General features: G+C 69.2%; 17 protein-coding genes. 8 read left to right on the forward strand and 9 right to left on the reverse strand.

What is annotated here, in order from left to right:
* Positions 1–38 precede the first annotated feature (38 nt).
* The 6 genes from ACHFGS_RS09180 to nrdH all read right to left on the reverse strand — a co-directional run bounded on the left by ACHFGS_RS09180 (position 39) and on the right by nrdH (position 5,793).
* A complete protein-coding gene (locus ACHFGS_RS09180) occupies positions 39–293 on the reverse strand; it encodes a helix-turn-helix domain-containing protein (RefSeq protein WP_235006257.1) in 255 nt (84 codons plus the stop codon).
* A 19-nt stretch (positions 294–312) separates the two neighbouring features.
* Positions 313–1,599 (reverse strand): site-specific integrase, encoded by a 1,287-nt coding sequence (locus ACHFGS_RS09185; RefSeq protein ID WP_281653073.1) that lies wholly within the window; start codon positions 1,597–1,599, stop codon positions 313–315.
* A 375-nt stretch (positions 1,600–1,974) separates the two neighbouring features.
* Positions 1,975–2,952, reverse strand: a complete 978-nt coding sequence (gene nrdF, locus ACHFGS_RS09190; protein WP_394289395.1) for a class 1b ribonucleoside-diphosphate reductase subunit beta — start codon at positions 2,950–2,952, stop codon at positions 1,975–1,977.
* A 28-nt stretch (positions 2,953–2,980) separates the two neighbouring features.
* Entirely contained in the window at positions 2,981–5,113 is a 2,133-nt protein-coding gene (gene nrdE / locus ACHFGS_RS09195) for a class 1b ribonucleoside-diphosphate reductase subunit alpha (protein ID WP_394289398.1), read from the reverse strand.
* A 5-nt stretch (positions 5,114–5,118) separates the two neighbouring features.
* The gene (gene nrdI / locus ACHFGS_RS09200) at positions 5,119–5,556 is read right to left on the reverse strand and encodes a class Ib ribonucleoside-diphosphate reductase assembly flavoprotein NrdI (RefSeq protein ID WP_394278637.1); all 438 of its coding nucleotides are present in this window, start codon (positions 5,554–5,556) and stop codon (positions 5,119–5,121) included.
* 3 nt (positions 5,557–5,559) lie between these two features.
* Entirely contained in the window at positions 5,560–5,793 is a 234-nt protein-coding gene (gene nrdH, locus ACHFGS_RS09205) for a glutaredoxin-like protein NrdH (protein ID WP_283714487.1), read from the reverse strand.
* 441 nt (positions 5,794–6,234) lie between these two features.
* On the opposite strand from nrdH, the gene ACHFGS_RS09210 reads away from it, so the two are divergent.
* From ACHFGS_RS09210 to ACHFGS_RS09240, 7 genes are read left to right on the forward strand one after another with little or no spacing between them, the layout of a single operon-like run.
* On the forward strand, positions 6,235–7,440 hold the full coding sequence (locus ACHFGS_RS09210; protein WP_394278636.1) for an MFS transporter: 1,206 nt from the start codon (positions 6,235–6,237) through the stop codon (positions 7,438–7,440).
* A gap of 54 nt (positions 7,441–7,494) precedes the next feature.
* Positions 7,495–8,250: an alpha/beta fold hydrolase gene (locus ACHFGS_RS09215; RefSeq protein WP_394278635.1), complete on the forward strand. Its 756-nt coding sequence runs from the start codon at positions 7,495–7,497 to the stop codon at positions 8,248–8,250.
* A gap of 1 nt (position 8,251) precedes the next feature.
* Positions 8,252–9,409, forward strand: a complete 1,158-nt coding sequence (locus ACHFGS_RS09220) for an acyl-CoA dehydrogenase family protein (RefSeq protein WP_394289396.1) — start codon at positions 8,252–8,254, stop codon at positions 9,407–9,409.
* Positions 9,410–9,458: 49 nt separating this feature from the next.
* A complete protein-coding gene (locus ACHFGS_RS09225; RefSeq protein WP_394278633.1) occupies positions 9,459–10,730 on the forward strand; it encodes a DUF445 domain-containing protein in 1,272 nt (423 codons plus the stop codon).
* 13 nt (positions 10,731–10,743) lie between these two features.
* Positions 10,744–11,085, forward strand: a complete 342-nt coding sequence (locus tag ACHFGS_RS09230; RefSeq protein WP_394278632.1) for a gamma-glutamylcyclotransferase family protein — start codon at positions 10,744–10,746, stop codon at positions 11,083–11,085.
* Positions 11,082–11,969 (forward strand): arginase family protein, encoded by an 888-nt coding sequence (locus tag ACHFGS_RS09235; protein WP_394278631.1) that lies wholly within the window; start codon positions 11,082–11,084, stop codon positions 11,967–11,969. The genes ACHFGS_RS09230 and ACHFGS_RS09235 overlap by 4 nt, the downstream gene beginning before the upstream one ends.
* Positions 11,966–12,445 (forward strand): SixA phosphatase family protein, encoded by a 480-nt coding sequence (locus ACHFGS_RS09240; protein ID WP_394278630.1) that lies wholly within the window; start codon positions 11,966–11,968, stop codon positions 12,443–12,445. The genes ACHFGS_RS09235 and ACHFGS_RS09240 overlap by 4 nt, the downstream gene beginning before the upstream one ends.
* A gap of 4 nt (positions 12,446–12,449) precedes the next feature.
* On the opposite strand, the gene hutI is transcribed toward ACHFGS_RS09240, so the two are convergent.
* From hutI to hutH, 3 genes are read right to left on the reverse strand one after another with little or no spacing between them, the layout of a single operon-like run.
* Positions 12,450–13,613, reverse strand: a complete 1,164-nt coding sequence (hutI, locus tag ACHFGS_RS09245) for an imidazolonepropionase (RefSeq protein WP_394278629.1) — start codon at positions 13,611–13,613, stop codon at positions 12,450–12,452.
* 1 nt (position 13,614) lies between these two features.
* The gene (locus tag ACHFGS_RS09250; protein WP_394278628.1) at positions 13,615–15,282 is read right to left on the reverse strand and encodes a urocanate hydratase; all 1,668 of its coding nucleotides are present in this window, start codon (positions 15,280–15,282) and stop codon (positions 13,615–13,617) included.
* A complete protein-coding gene (hutH, locus tag ACHFGS_RS09255) occupies positions 15,279–16,829 on the reverse strand; it encodes a histidine ammonia-lyase (protein WP_394278627.1) in 1,551 nt (516 codons plus the stop codon). Before hutH ends, ACHFGS_RS09250 begins: the two co-directional genes overlap by 4 nt.
* Before the next feature lie 52 nt (positions 16,830–16,881).
* Between hutH and ACHFGS_RS09260 the strand changes: the two genes are divergently transcribed.
* On the forward strand, positions 16,882–17,543 hold a 662-nt coding region (locus ACHFGS_RS09260; RefSeq protein WP_394289397.1), incomplete at its 3' end, for an IclR family transcriptional regulator.

Consider the following 17,543-nt stretch of genomic DNA (forward strand, 5'->3'; position numbering starts at 1 on the left):
CGGGCCTCTTCGGGCCCGCCCCACTCTTGGTCTTGCGCTTACTTCGCTGAAGGGATCTCGATGAGCAGCTTCTCGCGGAGTTCGTCCGGGTCGACGCGGATCAGCCGGCCGACCCGGTAGCCGTGCACGGTGCCATCCGAGATCCGGCGGCGCAGCGTCTTGATCGACACTCCGTAGGTGTCGGCGGCGACGGCCAGCGAGATCAGCTTGAGCGCTGGGGACTGTGAACGATCGTGAACGGCCATGGTGGTGCCTCCCTTGTTGATGAAATCTTTCTCCTGATAGGTGTCCATGACTGTCCCACGGCGACTCTCATGCCGTCCTGGCCGCGTTGATCCGCTCCTGAACGCGATCGCTCATACGGTCCGCGAGCTCACGATCGCGGGCCATCGTGGCGTGCTGGTAGCGGAGGACGACACGGATATCGGCGTGGCCGCCACGGCGCATCAGCTCTGCGAGTGTTGCGCCCTCCTGGGCGAAGATCGTCAGCCCCGTGTGACGGAGATCGTGGAACCGGAATCGCGGCCGGAGGTCAGCGACACCATCTCGAGCATCCGCCCACACGTATCCCCATCGGGTGTTCGACAGCGGGACGCTGCCACGGATGTTGGTGGGGATCAGTGGCGCTTTGGCCTCGGCCGCGACGTTGTCCCGCAGATGATCTTTGAGGCGGTCGATCATGAGCTTCGGGATGCTGAGCGTCCGCCTACCGGCGTCGCTCTTGAGCCTCTCCGAGTAGTCGCCGGTGTTCGCGTTCAGTTGCCGACGCACATGCAAGGTCGCGGTGCCGTCGTCGTGCCACTCGATGTCCCTGCGCTGCAAGCCCAGGCACTCCCCCCGCCGCAGCTGGCACCACGCCGCGAAGAGCACCATGATCGCCCAGTGCCCCGGTGTTGCCTCATACAAAGCCTCGACCTGCTCGGGACTCGCGACGTCTTCGTCCTCGTCGTGATCGGCGTCGTGCCGCACGGGCTCCTGCTTCGGAATGGAGATGTTCGGCGCAGCGGGGATAACTCCTTCTCGAGCTGCCTGGCGGAGGATCATCATGAGGACGATCAGCACCGGTCGCGTGATGCCGTTGAACTTCGATCTCGGATTCAGTGGCGAGGGAATCGCGTCGAGACGATCGGTCATCTGCCGGATACGGGCCTCGTCGATCTGCCGGATCGGGGTGTCTTCGAACTCTGGGATGAGGTACCCGTCGACCTTGCTCTTGTAAGAGCGGACGGTGGCGATTGCACGTTTCCTGCCACTGCGGTTCGGCTCCGCGCGGATGAACGCCACCCAGCGTTCCGCGTACTCGGAGAAGCCGATGGACCGTGCTTTCTCTGCCTCCGCTGTGGCACGGCGTCGAGCGGCGATCACCGAGGGCGGCTCCCACTGCTGACGGGCAATCGTCGTGTGAACACCGGCGAGCCACGCGCGGGCATCGGTCTTCGTCAGGAACGTCAGCGGCTTGTCGTCCTCCGTCCGGGCGGTGTGCATCTCGCCGTCGGGTGCGGGGTAGCGAGCCTGCCACCGGCCAGAGGGGAGCTTACGAAGGCTCCCCCAGCTCTCACGCCTGACTGCTGCTGGTTCCCGGGTCTTCGTCGCGCTCATCGTGTCCTCCGCTGGTCTCGAGCGGACTCACGCGAACCGTCGTGCCACTGCGTGCCACTAGAGGTCATGCCCTCCCAAAAGTGGCTTTCTATCAGGGTTTTCTCGCGGGCTACGAGGCGCCCTATGGCACGCTGTGGCACGAGGTCGGTGGCACGCCGGGACCGAATTTCGGTCGGCGGACCACCCCGCTCTCTTCTGGAAGGTGCGGGCGTGCCACCCGCGTGCCATACCCAACGACTACTGACGTTCATATCCGTCCTCCTCTGTTCTTCGGAAGGAGGCACGAAAAGAGGCCCGGATCTGCAGAAACCTGCAGATCCGGGCCTCCCGGTCGACTCTTGTCAGAGTCTGTCTAGAACGTGGTCTTCAGAACTTTCAGAAGTCCCAGTCGTCGTCCTCGGTCGCGACGGCCTTGCCGATGACGTAGGAGGAGCCCGATCCCGAAAAGAAGTCGTGGTTCTCATCGGCGTTCGGCGACAGCGCCGACAGGATCGCCGGGTTCACGTTCGTGACCGTCGACGGGAACATGGCCTCGTAGCCGAGGTTCATGAGCGCCTTGTTCGCGTTGTAGTGCAGGAACTTCTTGACGTCCTCGGTCAGCCCGATGCCGTCGTAGAGGTCCTGCGTGTACTGGACCTCGTTGTCGTAGAGCTCGTAGAGGAGCGAGAAGGTGTAGTCCTTCAGCTCGTCGCGCTCGGCCTGGCCGAGGGTCTCGAGCCCGCGCTGGAACTTGTAGCCGATGTAGTAGCCGTGCACGGCCTCGTCACGAATGATGAGGCGGATGATGTCGGCCGTGTTCGTCAGCTTCGCCTTCGAGGACCAGTACAGCGGCAGGTAGAACCCCGAGTAGAAGAGGAACGACTCGAGCAGGGTGGATGCCACCTTGCGCTTGAGCGGCTCGTCGCCACGGTAGTAGTCCATGACGATCCGAGCCTTCTTCTGAAGGTTCTCGTTCTCGACCGACCAACGGAACGCGTCGTCGATCTCGGGCGTCGAGGCAAGCGTCGAGAAGATCGACGAGTAGCTCTTCGCGTGCACCGACTCCATGAACGCGATGTTCGTGTAGACGGCCTCCTCGTGCGGGGTGATCGCATCGGGGATGAGCGAGACGGCGCCGACGGTGCCCTGGATGGTGTCCAGGAGCGTCAGGCCGGTGAACACGCGCATCGTGGTCTGCTGCTCCTCGGGGGTGAGCGTCGCCCACGACTGGATGTCGTTGGACAGCGGCACCTTCTCCGGCAGCCAGAAGTTGTTCACCAGACGGTTCCAGACCTCGAGGTCCTTGTCGTCCTGGATGCGGTTCCAGTTGATCGCCTGGACCGAGCCCAGCAGCTTCAGCGGTTCGGGAGTCATGTCGTTTCCTTTGAGAGTCTCGGGCGGCTCAGAGCATGCAGGAGACGCACTCGGTCATGTCGGTGCCCTCGAGCGCCATCTGACGCAGGCGGATGTAGTAGATCGTCTTGATGCCCTTGCGCCACGCGTAGATCTGCGCCTTGTTGATGTCGCGCGTGGTGGCGGTGTCCTTGAAGAACAGCGTCAGCGACAGGCCCTGGTCGACGTGCTGCGTCGCGGCGGCGTAGGTGTCGATGACCTTCTCGTAGCCGATCTCGTACGCGTCTTCGTAGTACTCCAGGTTCTCGTTCGTCATGAACGGCGCCGGGTAGTAGACGCGGCCGATCTTGCCTTCCTTGCGGATCTCGATCTTCGACGCGATCGGGTGAATCGAGCTCGTCGAGTTGTTGATGTACGAGATCGAGCCGGTCGGCGGCACGGCCTGCAGGTTCTGGTTGTAGATGCCGTGCTTCTGGATCGATGCCTTCAGCTCGCGCCAGTCGTCCTGCGTCGGGATGTGGATGCCCTCGAAGAGCTCCTCGACGCGAGCCGTCGCCGGCTTCCACTCCTGTTCGGTGTACTTGTCGAAGAACTCACCTGAGGCGTACTTCGAGTCCCAGAAGCCGTCGAAGACCTGGCCGCGCTCGATGGCGATCTGGTTCGAGGCCTGTAGCGCGTGGAACAGCACGGTGTAGAAGTAGATGTTCGTGAAGTCGACACCCTCCTCCGAGCCGTAGTGAACGTGCTCGCGAGCAAGGTAGCCGTGCAGGTTCATCTGGCCGAGGCCGATGGCGTGCGAGCGGTCGTTGCCGTCCTCGATGGAGCGGACCGAGCGGATGTGGCTCTGGTCGCTCACCGCGGTGAGGGCGCGGATGCTGGTCGCCACTGTGCCGGCGAGGTCGCGGCCGTCCATCGCGAGGGCGATGTTCATCGACCCCAGGTTGCAGGAGATGTCCTTGCCGATCTGGTCGTACGAGAGGTCCTCGTTGAACGTGGTCGGCGTGTTGACCTGGAGGATCTCCGAGCACAGGTTCGACATGTTGATCCGGCCTTTGATGGGGTTGGCCCGGTTCACGGTGTCCTCGAACATGATGTACGGGTAGCCGGACTCGAACTGGATCTCCGCGAGGGTCTGGAAGAACTCGCGCGCGTTGATCTTCGTCTTCTTGATGCGTGCGTCGTCGACCATCTCGCGGTACTTCTCGGTGACCGAGATGTCGCCGAACGGCACGCCGTAGACCTTCTCGACGTCGTATGGCGAGAACAGGTACATGTCCTCGTCATTGCGGGCGAGCTCGAACGTGATGTCGGGCACCACGACGCCGAGCGACAGCGTCTTGATGCGGATCTTCTCATCGGCGTTCTCGCGCTTGGTGTCGAGGAACTTCATGATGTCGGGGTGGTGCGCCGAGAGGTAGACGGCGCCGGCGCCCTGACGCGCTCCGAGCTGGTTCGCGTAGCTGAAGCTGTCTTCGAGCAGCTTCATGACGGGGATGATGCCGCTGGACTGGTTCTCGATCTGCTTGATCGGGGCGCCCGCCTCGCGGATGTTCGAGAGGAGCAGCGCCACGCCGCCGCCGCGCTTGGACAGCTGCAGCGACGAGTTGATGCCGCGGGAGATCGACTCCATGTTGTCTTCGATGCGCAGCAGGAAGCACGATACGAGCTCACCGCGCTGGGCCTTGCCGGCGTTGAGGAACGTCGGGGTCGCCGGCTGGAAGCGCCCGGAGAGGATCTCGTCGACGAGGTTGTTGGCGAGGTGCTGGTCACCGGCGGCGAGGGCGAGGGCCGTCATCACGACGCGGTCCTCGAAGCGCTCGAGGTAGCGCTTGCCGTCGAACGTTTTCAGTGTGTAGCTCGTGTAGTACTTGAACGCGCCGAGGAACGTGTCGAAGCGGAACTTCTTCGCGTACGCACGGTCGTTGAGCTGCTGGATGAACTCGAAGGGGTACGCGTCGATGACGGCGCCCTCGTAGTACTCCTTCTCGACCAGGTAGTCGAGCTTCTCCTTGAGAGAGTGGAAGAACACCGTGTTCTGGTTGACGTGCTGCAGGAAGTACTCCCGGGCAGCGCGTCGGTCGGCGTCGAACTGGATCTTCCCGTCCGCACCGTACAGGTTGAGCATCGCGTTGAGGGCGTGGTAGTCCATGCCGTCGAAGCGAGCCTCCGTCTTGAAGGCCATATCGGTCACTGCAGCTTCCACCAGTCTTCCAATCCGCCGCTCACGCGGCCCACGTCCTCGGGCGTGCCGAATACTTCTAGCCGGTACAAGTGCGGCACATGACACTTGCGGCTGATGATGTCGCCGGCGAGGCAGAACGCCTCACCGAAATTGCTGTTTCCCGCGGAGATCACTCCACGCAGGTTCTTCCGGTTGCCCTCGTCGTTGAGGAATCGGATGACCTGCTTGGGAACCGCCCCTTTCTCCTCCCCCTTGCCCTGACCGCCCCCGTAGGTGGGGGTGATCAGGACGAACGGCTCATCGATGTGGAGCGGAGGTTCGGTGGAGTGGAGTGGGATGCGACGCGCCGGCATCCCGAGCTTCTCGACGAATCGTGCCGTGTTGCCCGACACGCTCGAGAAGAAGACGAGCAGCGGCACGTGAGTCATGACGGCCGCGCTCATCGGTCAGACCAGGCGCGAGGCCAGCTCGTCGATCTTGTCGGGACGGAAGCCCGACCAGTGGTCCTCGTCGGTGACGACGACCGGAGCCTGCAGGTACCCGAGCGACTTGACGCGCTCGAGAGCCGCCGGGTCCTCGGAGAGGTCCAGGACCTCGTATTCGATGCCCTTGGAATCCAGCGCGCGATAGGTCGCGTTGCACTGGACGCAGGACGGCTTGGTGTACACGGTGATCGCCATGTTCGGGCCTCTCTCATCTCAGGAATCCGGTGCCGCCGAAGCGGCCGACCGGACTCCTCACTCCACCTGGATCCGGGTGGTCAACCCGGGAAGAACCTGTCGCTGTCCCGGCCGTTGCCCGCCGGGAGCTCAATACTACATATGGGTGTCGGCACTGGCGAGCACCACAAGGGCTAGTAGTTACATCCGTGTAGTTTTCTCACCGTCCTCCACAGGTACAACACAACTTGTCCACCGTTTCATCCACATCCGGCAGACGGATTCCGACTCCCGAAAAGGCCAGGATCACGCGGAAATCAGCCCGCGAGCCGACCATGCATCCACAGGTCGCACGATACGAGGGACCTCCGACATCCACAGGTCGACGGATCCTGCTGATCCGGCGTGTCGGGCGTGTCGCGTCGCACCGTGGGCGCCTCCGCCGAGCGGTACCTTTAGGAGGTGGCGGGGTATCAGGAACTTCTGCGCGTGCCGGGTGTCGCGCGCATCATCGCGGCACAGCTGACGGCACGATTCCCGAGTGGGATGACGAGCCTCGCGATCCTTCTCCACGTCGAGCAGAGCACCGGCTCCTACGGCGCCGCGGGCATCGTGCTGGCGGCAGCCTCGGTGGGCCAGGCGATCGCCGGCCCCGTCACGAGCAGGTGGATGGGCGTGTGGGGCATGCGGCGCGTGCTCGCCCTGACGACCTCCGTGTGCGCCGCAGCGGTGCTGGTGCTCGCGCTGGTGCCGCTGAACCTCGCCGGGTTCATGCTGTTCGCCTTCCTCGCCGGCATCTCCAATCCCCCGGTGCAGCCGGCCGTCCGCACGATCTACCCCAAGATCGTCACCTCACGTCAGCTCACCCCGCTGTTCTCCCTGGATGCCAGCCTGCAGGAAATCATCTGGATCCTCGCCCCGGTGGTCATCACGTTCGCGGCCACCCAGGCCGGCACCGTTCCCGCGCTCCTTCTCATCGTCGTCTTCCTGCTGGGTGGCGGCGCATGGTTCATGTTCTCCCCCGAGGTCGGCCGCGTGCGCATCCCGCGCAGCCGTCGCGGCTTCGGCCGGGTGCTCGGCAAGCCCGTCATCCTCCTCAGCACCGTCACCGGCTTCCTCCTCGTCGGCGCGTGCGCGGCGATCGAGGCGGGAGTGGTCGCGGCGTTCGGGCACGACGGGCTCGAGGCGGGCATCATCCTCGCCGTCTTTTCGATCGGCAGCCTTGCCGGCGGTCTCGGCTTCGGCCACATCCCGATCGGCCGGTGGGCGATGGCGCGACGCTTCCTCATCGTCGCCGTCGGCGTCAGTGCGCTGGTGCTCTCCCTCAACATCTGGTGGATGGGCGCGACCCTCTTCGTCGCAGGTCTCGGCATCGCGCCCGCCCTCGCCGTCATGTTCGCGATCACGAGCGCGAGCGTGAAGTTCAGCGAGACCGCCGAGGCGTACGGCTGGATCGGCACCGGTCAGCTCATCGGCTCGGCGGCGGGATCGGCCGTGGCGGGGTTCCTCATCGATTCCGCCGGAGCGACCGGCGCGTTCGTCGCCGCAGCGGCCTTCGCCGCCGCCGGGACGATCGTCGCGACCGTCTTCGTCCGCTCGTTGCCCGACCTCCGCGGACGCGACGCGAGCCCGATCCCCGACACCGAGCCGGTGCCGATCGTCACGTGAACGGATGCCGCGCCCGCCGCGCTCCGGCATCCTCACCCGCCGTAGGCTGAGCGCATGCCCGCTCCCGTCACCCTCCCACGCCTGAGCTGGGGCGACCCGCACTCGCGCCGCCACGCCCTCCTCGTCCACGGACTCGGCTCCGACGCCGCCCTGATGTGGCGCTACGCCGTCGCCCTGGCCGATGCCGGGTGGCGCGCGGATGCCGTCGACCTGCGCGGCCACGGATCGGCTCCGCGCGCCCTGGACTACACGATCGAGGCGTACGCGACCGACCTCCTGCACACCGCTGCGGCCGACGATGAGCCGTGGGACCTGGTGGTCGGGCACTCACTCGGCGGCGCCTCGGCGACCCTCGCCAGCGCGAACGCCCCCGCGTGGACGCGGCGCCTCGTCCTCATCGACCCGGCGATCCATCTCTCCGACCGAGACCGCAAGACCGTCCGCACGAGTCAGCAGCGGGCGTTCGCCGACACGTCGCAGGCCGCCGTCCGCGCGGAGCACCCGGACTGGCATGAGCTCGACATCGAGCTGAAGGCCGCCGCCGCGGCGGCCGCGAGCCGGTACGCGGTCGAGCAGACGAGCGTGCAGAACACCCCGTGGGACGTGCGCGAGGCGGCATCCCGTCTCACCGTTCCCACTCACGTCATCGCGGGCGACCCGGCCGTGTACTCGATCTTCGACGGTGCGCTGGCGGAGGAGGTGCTCCGGAACCCGGTCGTGTCGATGACGGTCGTCCCCGGCACCGGCCACTCCCCGCACCGCGACGACCCCGACGCCGCGGCCGCCGCGCTGCTCTCCTGGCTGGGCTGACATGACCTTCGACGCGAGCACCCACCTTCCCGACGACCTGATCGAGCGGATCAGGGCGCGCGCGGCATCCGTCGATGCCGACAACGTCTTCCCCGAGGAGGATCTCGCCGACCTCCGCGCCGCCGGGTACCTGTCGATCCTCGTGCCCGAAGCGCTCGGCGGCGCCGGGCTCTCTCTGGCGGAGGCGTCGCAGCTGCAGCAGCGACTCGCGACCGCCGCTCCCGCCACCGCGCTGGTCGTGAACATGCACCTGGTCTGGACGGGCGTGGCGAAGGTCATGGCCGACCGCGGCGACGACGCCCTGCGCTTCGTGCAGGAGGGGGCGGTCTCCGGCGAGGTCTTCGCGTTCGGCATCAGCGAGGCCGGCAACGACCTCGTGCTCTTCGGCAGTGACACGGATGCCGCGCCCCGTCCGGACGGCGGCTACGCGTTCACCGGCACGAAGATCTTCACGTCGCTCGGACCGGCGTGGACGCAGCTCGGTCTGCACGGACTCGATGCGAGCGATCCCGAGGCCCCGAGCCTCGTATTCGCGTTCGTGCCGCGGTCGGACGCCGTCCTCACGCGCGACGACTGGGACACCCTCGGGATGCGCGGCACGCAGTCGCGCACGACGGAGCTCCACGGCGCGGTGGCCCCCGCGGACCGAGTCGTCCGGCGACTCCCGGTGGGCCCGAGCCCCGACCCGCTCGTGTTCGGGATCTTCAGCGTGTTCGAGATCCTGCTGGCGTCGGTGTACACCGGCATCGCCCGGCGTGCGCTCGATCTCGCGGTGGACACCGCCCGCACCCGGACGTCGAAGAAGACCGGGAGGACGTACGCGCAGGACCCCGACATCCGCTGGCGGGTCGCCGACATGGCCCTCGCCTATGACGCCCTGCCGGTGCAGATCGCGGCTCTCGCCGGCGACGTCGACATCCTGGCCGATCACGGCGCGATGTGGTTCCCCCGGCTCAGCGCCATCAAGCACCGCGCCGTGACGATGGCCAAGAACGTCGTCGACGAGGCGATGCTCGTCGCGGGCGGCTCCTCCTACTTCACGCGCAACGAGCTGAGCCGGCTGTACCGCGACGTGCTCGCGGGCATGTTCCACCCTTCCGACCCCGAATCGGTGCACAGCGCCGTCGCCTCCGCCTGGCTGGGACCGCTCGAGCCCTGACGCGCGCGCCGCCCCGCGGGCCCGACGGGCCGCGTGGCAGGATGGCCGAATGGCCCGCCTTCCCTACCGCTCGCTGAGCCCCGCCGATCAGCAGCGGTACCGCGGGCTGCGAACCATGAAGGCGGTCGCGCTCGGCGCCCTCGTGTTCATGGCGATCGTGTTCGTCGTCGCGTTCGTCCTGGAGAAAGACATGCCCGCGTGGGGCTATGTGCGCGCCGCCGCCGAAGGCGGGATGGTGGGCGCCCTGGCGGACTGGTTCGCGGTCACGGCGCTGTTCCGGCATCCGATGGGCATCCCGATCCCCCACACCGCGATCATCCCGCGACGGAAGGACGAGATCGGACGCACCCTCGGAGAGTTCGTCGAGACGAACTTCCTCGAGTCATCCGTCGTGCGCCAGAAGCTCGACTCCACCGCGATCGCGCGAACGGCGGGCGAATGGCTCCGCGACCCCGCGCACGCGAAGACGGTCTCGGCGGAGGCGTCGACGATGGCTTCGGGCATCCTCACTGCGCTGAGCGACGACGAGGTGCAGGACCTCATCAGCGACCTTGCGCACGAGCACCTCCTCAGCCCCGCGTGGGGTCCGTCCCTCGGGGGCTGGCTGGCCCGGGTCGTGGATGCCGACGCGCACCGCGGCGCGGTCGATCTCGGCGTCGACAGCATCGCCCGGTGGCTGGAGGCCAACCGCGACTCATTCGACGGCCTCGTCTCGCGGCGACTCCCCTCCTGGGTGCCCTCGGTCGCCATGCGACTGGTCGACGACACCGTCTACCACGAGGCCACGAAGTTCGTCGCGGCCGTGCAGGCCGACCCGACGCACCCGGCGCGGCAGGCGCTCGATCAGTACCTGGGACGCCTCGCCGACAACCTGCAGCACGACGCGGAGACCATCGGCCGGCTCGAGTCCGCGAAGAGCTCCGTCTTCGACAGCCCCCGCGTGCGGAGCCTCGCCGCCGACGCGTGGAACACCGCCAAGGCTGGACTGCTGCGTTCACTCGAGGACGAGCAGAGCCCGCTCCGCCAGCGCATCACGGCGGCTCTCGGCGACCTAGGCGAGCGCCTCGCGACCGACGCCGCCCTGCAGCGGCGGGTCGACGGTCGGGTGGCCGATGCCGCGGTGTTCCTCGTCGACCGCTATCGCCACGACATCGCGTCGATCATCACCGACACGGTGGAGCGGTGGGACGCCGACGAGACCAGTCAGAAGATCGAACTGATGGTCGGCCGCGACCTGCAGTACATCCGTCTGAACGGCACGATCGTCGGAGCGCTCGCAGGTCTGGCGATCTTCACCATCGCGCACGCGCTGCTCCCGTGACTAGCCTGGGGGTATGAGCGGCGACCGAGGAGAACGGCTCTTCGTCTACGGCGCCCTCCTCGACCGCGACCTGCAGCTCGATACGTTCGGACGGGTGCCCGACAGCGCTCCGGCGCTCCTGCCGGGGTATGCATCACACCTGACCGGCATCCCCGATGCCCGCTTCAGCGACCGGGAGTCACCCACGGTGCAGAACGTGGTGCGTCGCACCGATGACCCGCGCGACAAAGTCGTCGGCGAGGTGCTGGCGCTGGATCTCTTCGAGCTCGAGGCCGCGGATGAGGTGCAGCTGTCCACCTTCCGCCGCACACGGGTCGCGCTCGCCGACGGCGAGAAGGCGTGGGTGTACCTGTGACCGAGACGCCCCTCCACGACGACCCGCATTGGCCTCGCGCGGGCGGATGGCCGGAGCCCGCCGGCGAGAGCGACGTGGTCCTGCTCGGGCTTCCCGCCCACCGCACGTCCCTCTCCCCGACCGGCGCGAACGAGACCCCCGCAGCGGTCAGACAGGCCCTCCGCCGGTTCAGCCCCACCGTGCTGCGGCCGCGGCCGATCGACCTGACCGAGACGCTCCGGATCGCGGATGCCGGTGACGTCGACGACCCGGACGGCCCCGACGGCGAGGAGCGCGTGCGCACCCGGGCACGCGAGCTCTCCGAGCGCGCAGGCCTGGTCGTGGGACTCGGCGGCGACAACTCGGTGACCTACGCGATGGCGCAGGGCGCGGGAGCAAGCGGGCTCATCACGCTCGACGCGCATCTCGACCTGCGCGACGGGATCTCCAACGGGTCGCCGGTGCGGAGGCTCGTCGAGGACGGCTTCGACCCGTCACGCATCGTGCAGATCGGCATCGCCGATTTCGCGAACTCCGCGGTGTACGCGCGCCGGGCGATCGACCTCGGCATCACCGTGATCACCCTCGATGAGGTGCGCCGCCGCGGCGCCGACGACGTCATCATCGAGGCGCTCGGCATCGCCGGCGCCGGAGGGTCCGTGCACCTGGACATCGACGTCGACGTCTGCGACCGCTCCGTCGCGCCCGGCTGCCCCGCGTCCGTGCCCGGCGGACTCGCCGCGTGGGAACTGCGAGCGCTCGTGCGGGCCGCGGCATCCGACCGGCGGCTGCGCAGCGCCGATATCGTCGAGGTCGACGCGACGGCCGACGCTCCCGACGGCCGCACCGTGCGCCTCGCGGCGCTATGCGTGCTCGAACTCCTCGCAGGAAGGGTCACCGCATGATCACCCTCGTCCTCGCCCGCCACGCCAAGAGCGACTGGGGCCACGCGAACATCCCCGACCACGACCGTCCGCTCAACGGCCGCGGCCGCCGCGATGCCCCGGTGATGGCGCGTCGCCTCGCCGGCACCGGCTTCCGTCCGCAGCGGATCCTCGCCTCGACGGCGCTTCGCGCCCGGACCACGGCGGAGGTCTTCGCCGACGTCCTGGCCGCTCCCCTCCACCTCGACGAGGACCTCTACGGCGCACCGGCCTCGCGACTGCTCGAGGCCGCCGCCACCGCCGGACTCAGCGACGTCATGGTCGTCGCGCACGACCCCGGGATGACGGTGCTGGCCGACCGCCTCTCCGGCGGCGGCATCGGCGCGATGCCGACCTGCGCGCTCGCGACCTTCACGTGGGATACCGACGACTGGGACGTCGCCACCGCGATCGACCCGACGACCTGGCGCCTCGACACCCCGAACGACGCCCGCTGACGGCTCAGACGAGGCGTTCGCCGCCGTGATAAACGCGGTGCACGAGCGGCACCCCCGGCCGGTAGGCGAGGTGCCGCCGCGACGGCGCGTCGAGGACGACCAGGTCGGCGCGGGCTCCGACGCCGAGGTGACCGACGTCGGCGCGTCGGAGAGCGCGGGCACCTCCTGCCGTCGCCGCCCACACCGCCTCCCCCACGGTCATCCCCATCTCCCGCACCGCGAGCGCGATCATGAGCGGCATCGAACTCGTGAAGCTCGACCCCGGGTTGCAGTCGCTCGCGATCGCGACGGTGACGCCCGCGTCGATGAGCCGGCGCGCGTCGGGGTACGGCTGCCGGGTGGAGAACTCGACCCCCGGCAGCACGGTTGCGACTGTGTCCGATGCGGCGAGCGCGGCGACATCGGCGTCCGTCAGGTGGGTGCAGTGGTCGACGGATGCCGCGCCGAGCCGCACGGCGAGCTGAACCCCCGGGCCCGCGCCGAGCTGGTTGCCGTGGACCCGGACGCCGAGTCCTGCCGCAGCACCGGCGCGGAGGATGCGTTCGCTCTCGACCGCCGTGAAGGCGCCGGTTTCGCAGAACACGTCGACCCAGCGGACGTGGGGCCGCACCGCCGCGAGCATCTCGCCGCAGACGAGGTCGACGTACGCGGCGCGGTCGACGCCCTCGGGCACGACGTGTGCGCCGAGGTAGGTCACCTCGTCGGTCACCTCGGCGGCCAGGCGTGCCAGGCGGGCCTCCCCCTCGGTCGTGAGGTCGTAGCCGGTTTTCACCTCGAACGTCGTCGTGCCCTGCGCGTGCAGCTCCGCGACGAAGCCGGCCAATCGGGCGCGGAGGGTCTCGTCGTCCGCCGCCCGCGTCGCCGCCACCGTGCGCCGGATTCCTCCGGCGGCATACGGTGTGCCGGTCATCCGTGCCTCGAACTCCTCGGCCCGGTCCCCTGCGAAGACGAGGTGCGTGTGGCTGTCGACGAACCCGGGGATGACGGCGCGCCCCCCAAGGTCGACGACCTCGACCCCGTCTCCTGACCGCGAGGCATCGGCGGCGGGGCCGACCCAGGCGACGCGTCCGTCGTCGACGAGGAGCGCGGCGCCGGAGATCGTCGCGGTGGGAGACGCGGCATCCGCGTTCGTCGTCAGCTCGCCGATGCCGGTGAACAGCACTGCCATGTCAGGATCGGTCCATCGGGATCACGAGACCGCGATCGCGGGCGACCTCACGCGCGCGGTCGTAGCCGGCGTCGACGTGACGCATGACGCCCGTGCCCGGGTCGTTGACGAGCACGCGGGCGAGCTTCTCGGCAGCGAGCGCGGACCCGTCGGCGACGGTCACCTGCCCGGCGTGGATCGAGCGGCCGATCCCGACACCGCCGCCGTGGTGGATCGACACCCACGCCGCCCCCGACGCGGTGTTCAGCAGCGCGTTCAGCAGTGGCCAGTCGGCGATCGCGTCGGAACCGTCGGCCATCGCCTCGGTCTCTCGGTAGGGGCTCGCGACGGACCCCGCGTCGAGGTGGTCTCGACCGATGACGATCGGCCCGGCGAGCTCGCCCGAGGCGACCATCTCGTTGAACTTCAGACCGGCGAGGTGGCGCTCCTGATAGCCGAGCCAGCAGATCCGCGCCGGCAGCCCCTCGAAGTGAACCTTCTCGGCCGCCTTGTCGAGCCACCGGTGCAGCGCCGCGTCCTCCGGGAAGAGCTCCGCGACGGCGCGGTCGGTCTTCGCGATGTCCTCCGGGTCGCCCGAGAGCGCAACCCACCGGAACGGACCCTTCCCCTCGGCGAACAGCGGCCGGATGTACGCCGGCACGAAGCCGGGGAACGCGAACGCCCGCTCGCAGCCGCCGAGCTCCGCCTCGCGCCGGAGGGAGTTGCCGTAGTCGAACACCGCGGCCCCGGCATCCTGGAAGCCGACCATCGCTTCCACGTGCCGCGCCATCGACGCGCGCGCCCGCTCGGTGAACCCTTCCGGGTCGGCGGCGGCCTCGTCCTTCCACCGTTCGAAGGGCACCCCGATCGGGAGGTACGCGAGCGGGTCGTGAGCGCTCGTCTGGTCGGTGACGACATCGACCGGGATGCCACGGGCGAGCAGCTCCGGGAACACCTCGGCCGCATTGCCGACGACGCCCACCGAGAGCGCCTGCCCCGATTCCTTCGCCGCGAGGGCACGTGCGACGGCGGCATCCAGGTCATCGGTGTACTCGTCGAGGTAGCCGTGGTCGACGCGGCGGCGCAGTCGGGACGCGTCGACGTCGACGACGATCACCGCGCCGCCGTTCATCGTGACCGCGAGCGGCTGCGCGCCGCCCATGCCGCCCGCACCGCCGGTGAGGGTGAGGGTGCCCGCGAGGTCGTCACGCTCCGTGCCGTCCGAAGAGCGCAGTGACCGGGCGACGGCGGCGAACGTCTCGTAGGTCCCCTGCAGGATGCCCTGCGTGCCGATGTAGATCCACGAGCCCGCCGTCATCTGGCCGTACATCGTGAGGCCCAGGTGCTCGAGCCGGCGGAACTCCGGCCACGTCGCCCAGTCGCCGACGAGGTTGGAGTTCGCGATCAGCACGCGGGGCGCCCACTCGTGGGTGCGGAAGACGCCGACCGGCTTCCCCGACTGCACGAGCAGCGTCTCGTCGGGTTCGAGCTCGTCGAGGGTGCGGACGATCGCGTCGTACGCCTCCCACGACCGGGCCGCGCGGCCGGTGCCGCCGTACACGACGAGGTCCTCGGGGTGCTCGGCGACCTCCGGGTCGAGGTTGTTCATGAGCATGCGCTTGGCGGCCTCGGCGCCCCAGCTCTTCGCGGTGCGGGTGGCGCCGCGCGCGGGGCGGACGGTGCGGGTCATGCGTGTTCTCCTTCGAACGCGGTGCGGGCGATCTCTCCCGCCAGGACAAGCTCGGTGACGGCGTCGATCTCCGGACCCACGACGCGGTCGGGGCCGGGTCCTGCGGCGACGGTGCGGACGAGGTCGCGCACGGCCCCGGTGACCGGCGCGGGCTGCAGCGGCGCGCGGAGGTCGAGGGCACGGCATCCGGTCAGGATCTCGATCGCGAGGACCCGCGCGAGGCCGTCGACCGCGCGACGGAGCTTGCGGGCGGCCGCCCAGCCCATCGAGACGTGATCCTCCTGCATCGCCGACGACGGGATCGAATCGACCGACGCGGGCACCGCGAGCCGCTTCAGCTCGGAGACGATGCCGGCCGCCGAGTACTGCGCGATCATCAGGCCGCTGTCGACACCGACCTCGTCGGCGAGGAACGGCGGCAGCCCGTTGTTGCGGGTGCGGTCGAGGGCGCGGTCGGTGCGGCGCTCGGAGATCGAGGCGACGTCGGCGACGGCGATCGCGAGGAAGTCGAGGACGTACGCGACCGGCGCGCCGTGGAAGTTGCCGTTCGACTCGACCCGGCCGTCCTCGGTCACGATCGGGTTGTCGACCGCGGAGGCCGACTCGCGCTCGGCGATCATGCGGGCGTGCTCGAGCGTGTCGCGCGCGGCACCGTGCACCTGCGGCGCGCAGCGCAGCGAGTAGGCATCCTGCACGCGCGTGCAGACGGCGGGATCACGGTGGCTCGCGACGAGTGGCGACCCGGCGAGCGCGCGCCGGAGGTTGCCCGCCGAGAGGGCCTGGCCCGCGTGGGGGCGCAGCGCCATCAGGTCGGCGGCGAACACGGCATCCGTCCCGAGCTGACTCTCCACCGAGAGCGCCGCCGCGACGTCGGCGGTGTCGAGCAGCATGCCGAGGTCGGTGATGGCGAGCGCGAGCATCCCGAGCATCCCGTCGGTGCCGTTGATGAGGGCGAGCCCCTCCTTCTCCTCGAGCACGAGAGGGCGGATGCCGGCCCCCTCGAGCGCTGCGGCGGCGGGGACGATCGCGCCGGTGGCATCCCGCACCTGCCCCTCGCCGATCGCGGCGAGCGCGATGTGCGAGAGCGGGGCGAGGTCGCCCGAGCAGCCGAGGGAGCCGTACTCGCGGACGATGGGGGTGATGCCCGCGTTGAGCATGGCCGCGTAGGTCTCGGCGACGACGGGCCGGACCCCGGTGCGCCCCGTCGCGAGGGTCTGGAGCCGCAGCACCTGCAGCGCGCGGACCACCTCGCGCTCGACGTCGGGGCCCGTGCCGGCGGCGTGCGAGCGGATGAGGCTCGCCTGCAGCTGCCGGCGACGCTCGGGCGCGATGAACGTCGTCGCGAGCGCGCCGAAGCCGGTCGAGATGCCGTAGTGCGGTTCGGGGTCACCCGCGAGCCGCTCGATGAGCGCGCGGGTCTCGGCGGTGCGGGAGAGCGCGGCGTCGCTGAGCTCGACCCGCGCGTCGTGCCGAGCGACGGCGGCGATCTGCGTCGGGGTGAGCGGCGCGTCGCCGAGGCGGATGACGGAGGCAGTGGTGGCCAGCATGCTCCGATTCCACTCTCCGCCCGGGCGCGGCGGGAGGCATCCGTGGCATCCTGTGTCTGTGATCCCAGACAGTGCCGATCGGCCGCAGGTTCCCGCTGCCGACCAGACCCTGCGGATCCTCGCGTTCCTCTCCCATCAGCGCGGGCCGGTCGCCGCACAGACGATCGCCGGTCAACTCGGCATCCCCCGTTCGACGGTCTACCACCTCCTGGCCGCGATGGCGGGACACGGGTTCGTCGTGCACCTCGAGGGCGAGCGGCGGTGGGGACTCGGCACCGCCGCCTTCGAACTCGCCGGCGGCTACGCGCGGCAGGAGCCGCTCGCGCGCCTCGGACGTCCGCTCGTCGCGCAGCTCGCCGACCGCGCCGGCGAGAGCGCGCACCTCGCCGTGATGACGGGGCGGGACGTGCTGTACATCGTCGAGGAGCGCGCGCCGCGGCGCCCCGCCCTGGTCACCGACGTGGGTGTGCGGCTCCCTGCGCACCTGACCGCGACGGGACGGGCGATGCTCGCCGCGCTCCCCCGCGAGCAGGTGCGTGCCCTCTACCCCGATGCGGCATCGCTCGCCGTCGACCGCACCGGTCGAGGTCCCCGCCGTCCGGCGGAGCTCCGCGAGCTGCTTCGCGGAGTCCGGGCCCGCGGCCATGCGACCGAGGACGGCGAGGTGTCGCTCGGGTTCCGCTCGGTCGGCGTCGCCGTCCTCGACCACGACGC

This window comes from Microbacterium sp. (assembly GCF_043427715.1).
In the GTDB taxonomy this organism is placed as follows: Bacteria; Actinomycetota; Actinomycetes; order Actinomycetales; family Microbacteriaceae; genus Microbacterium.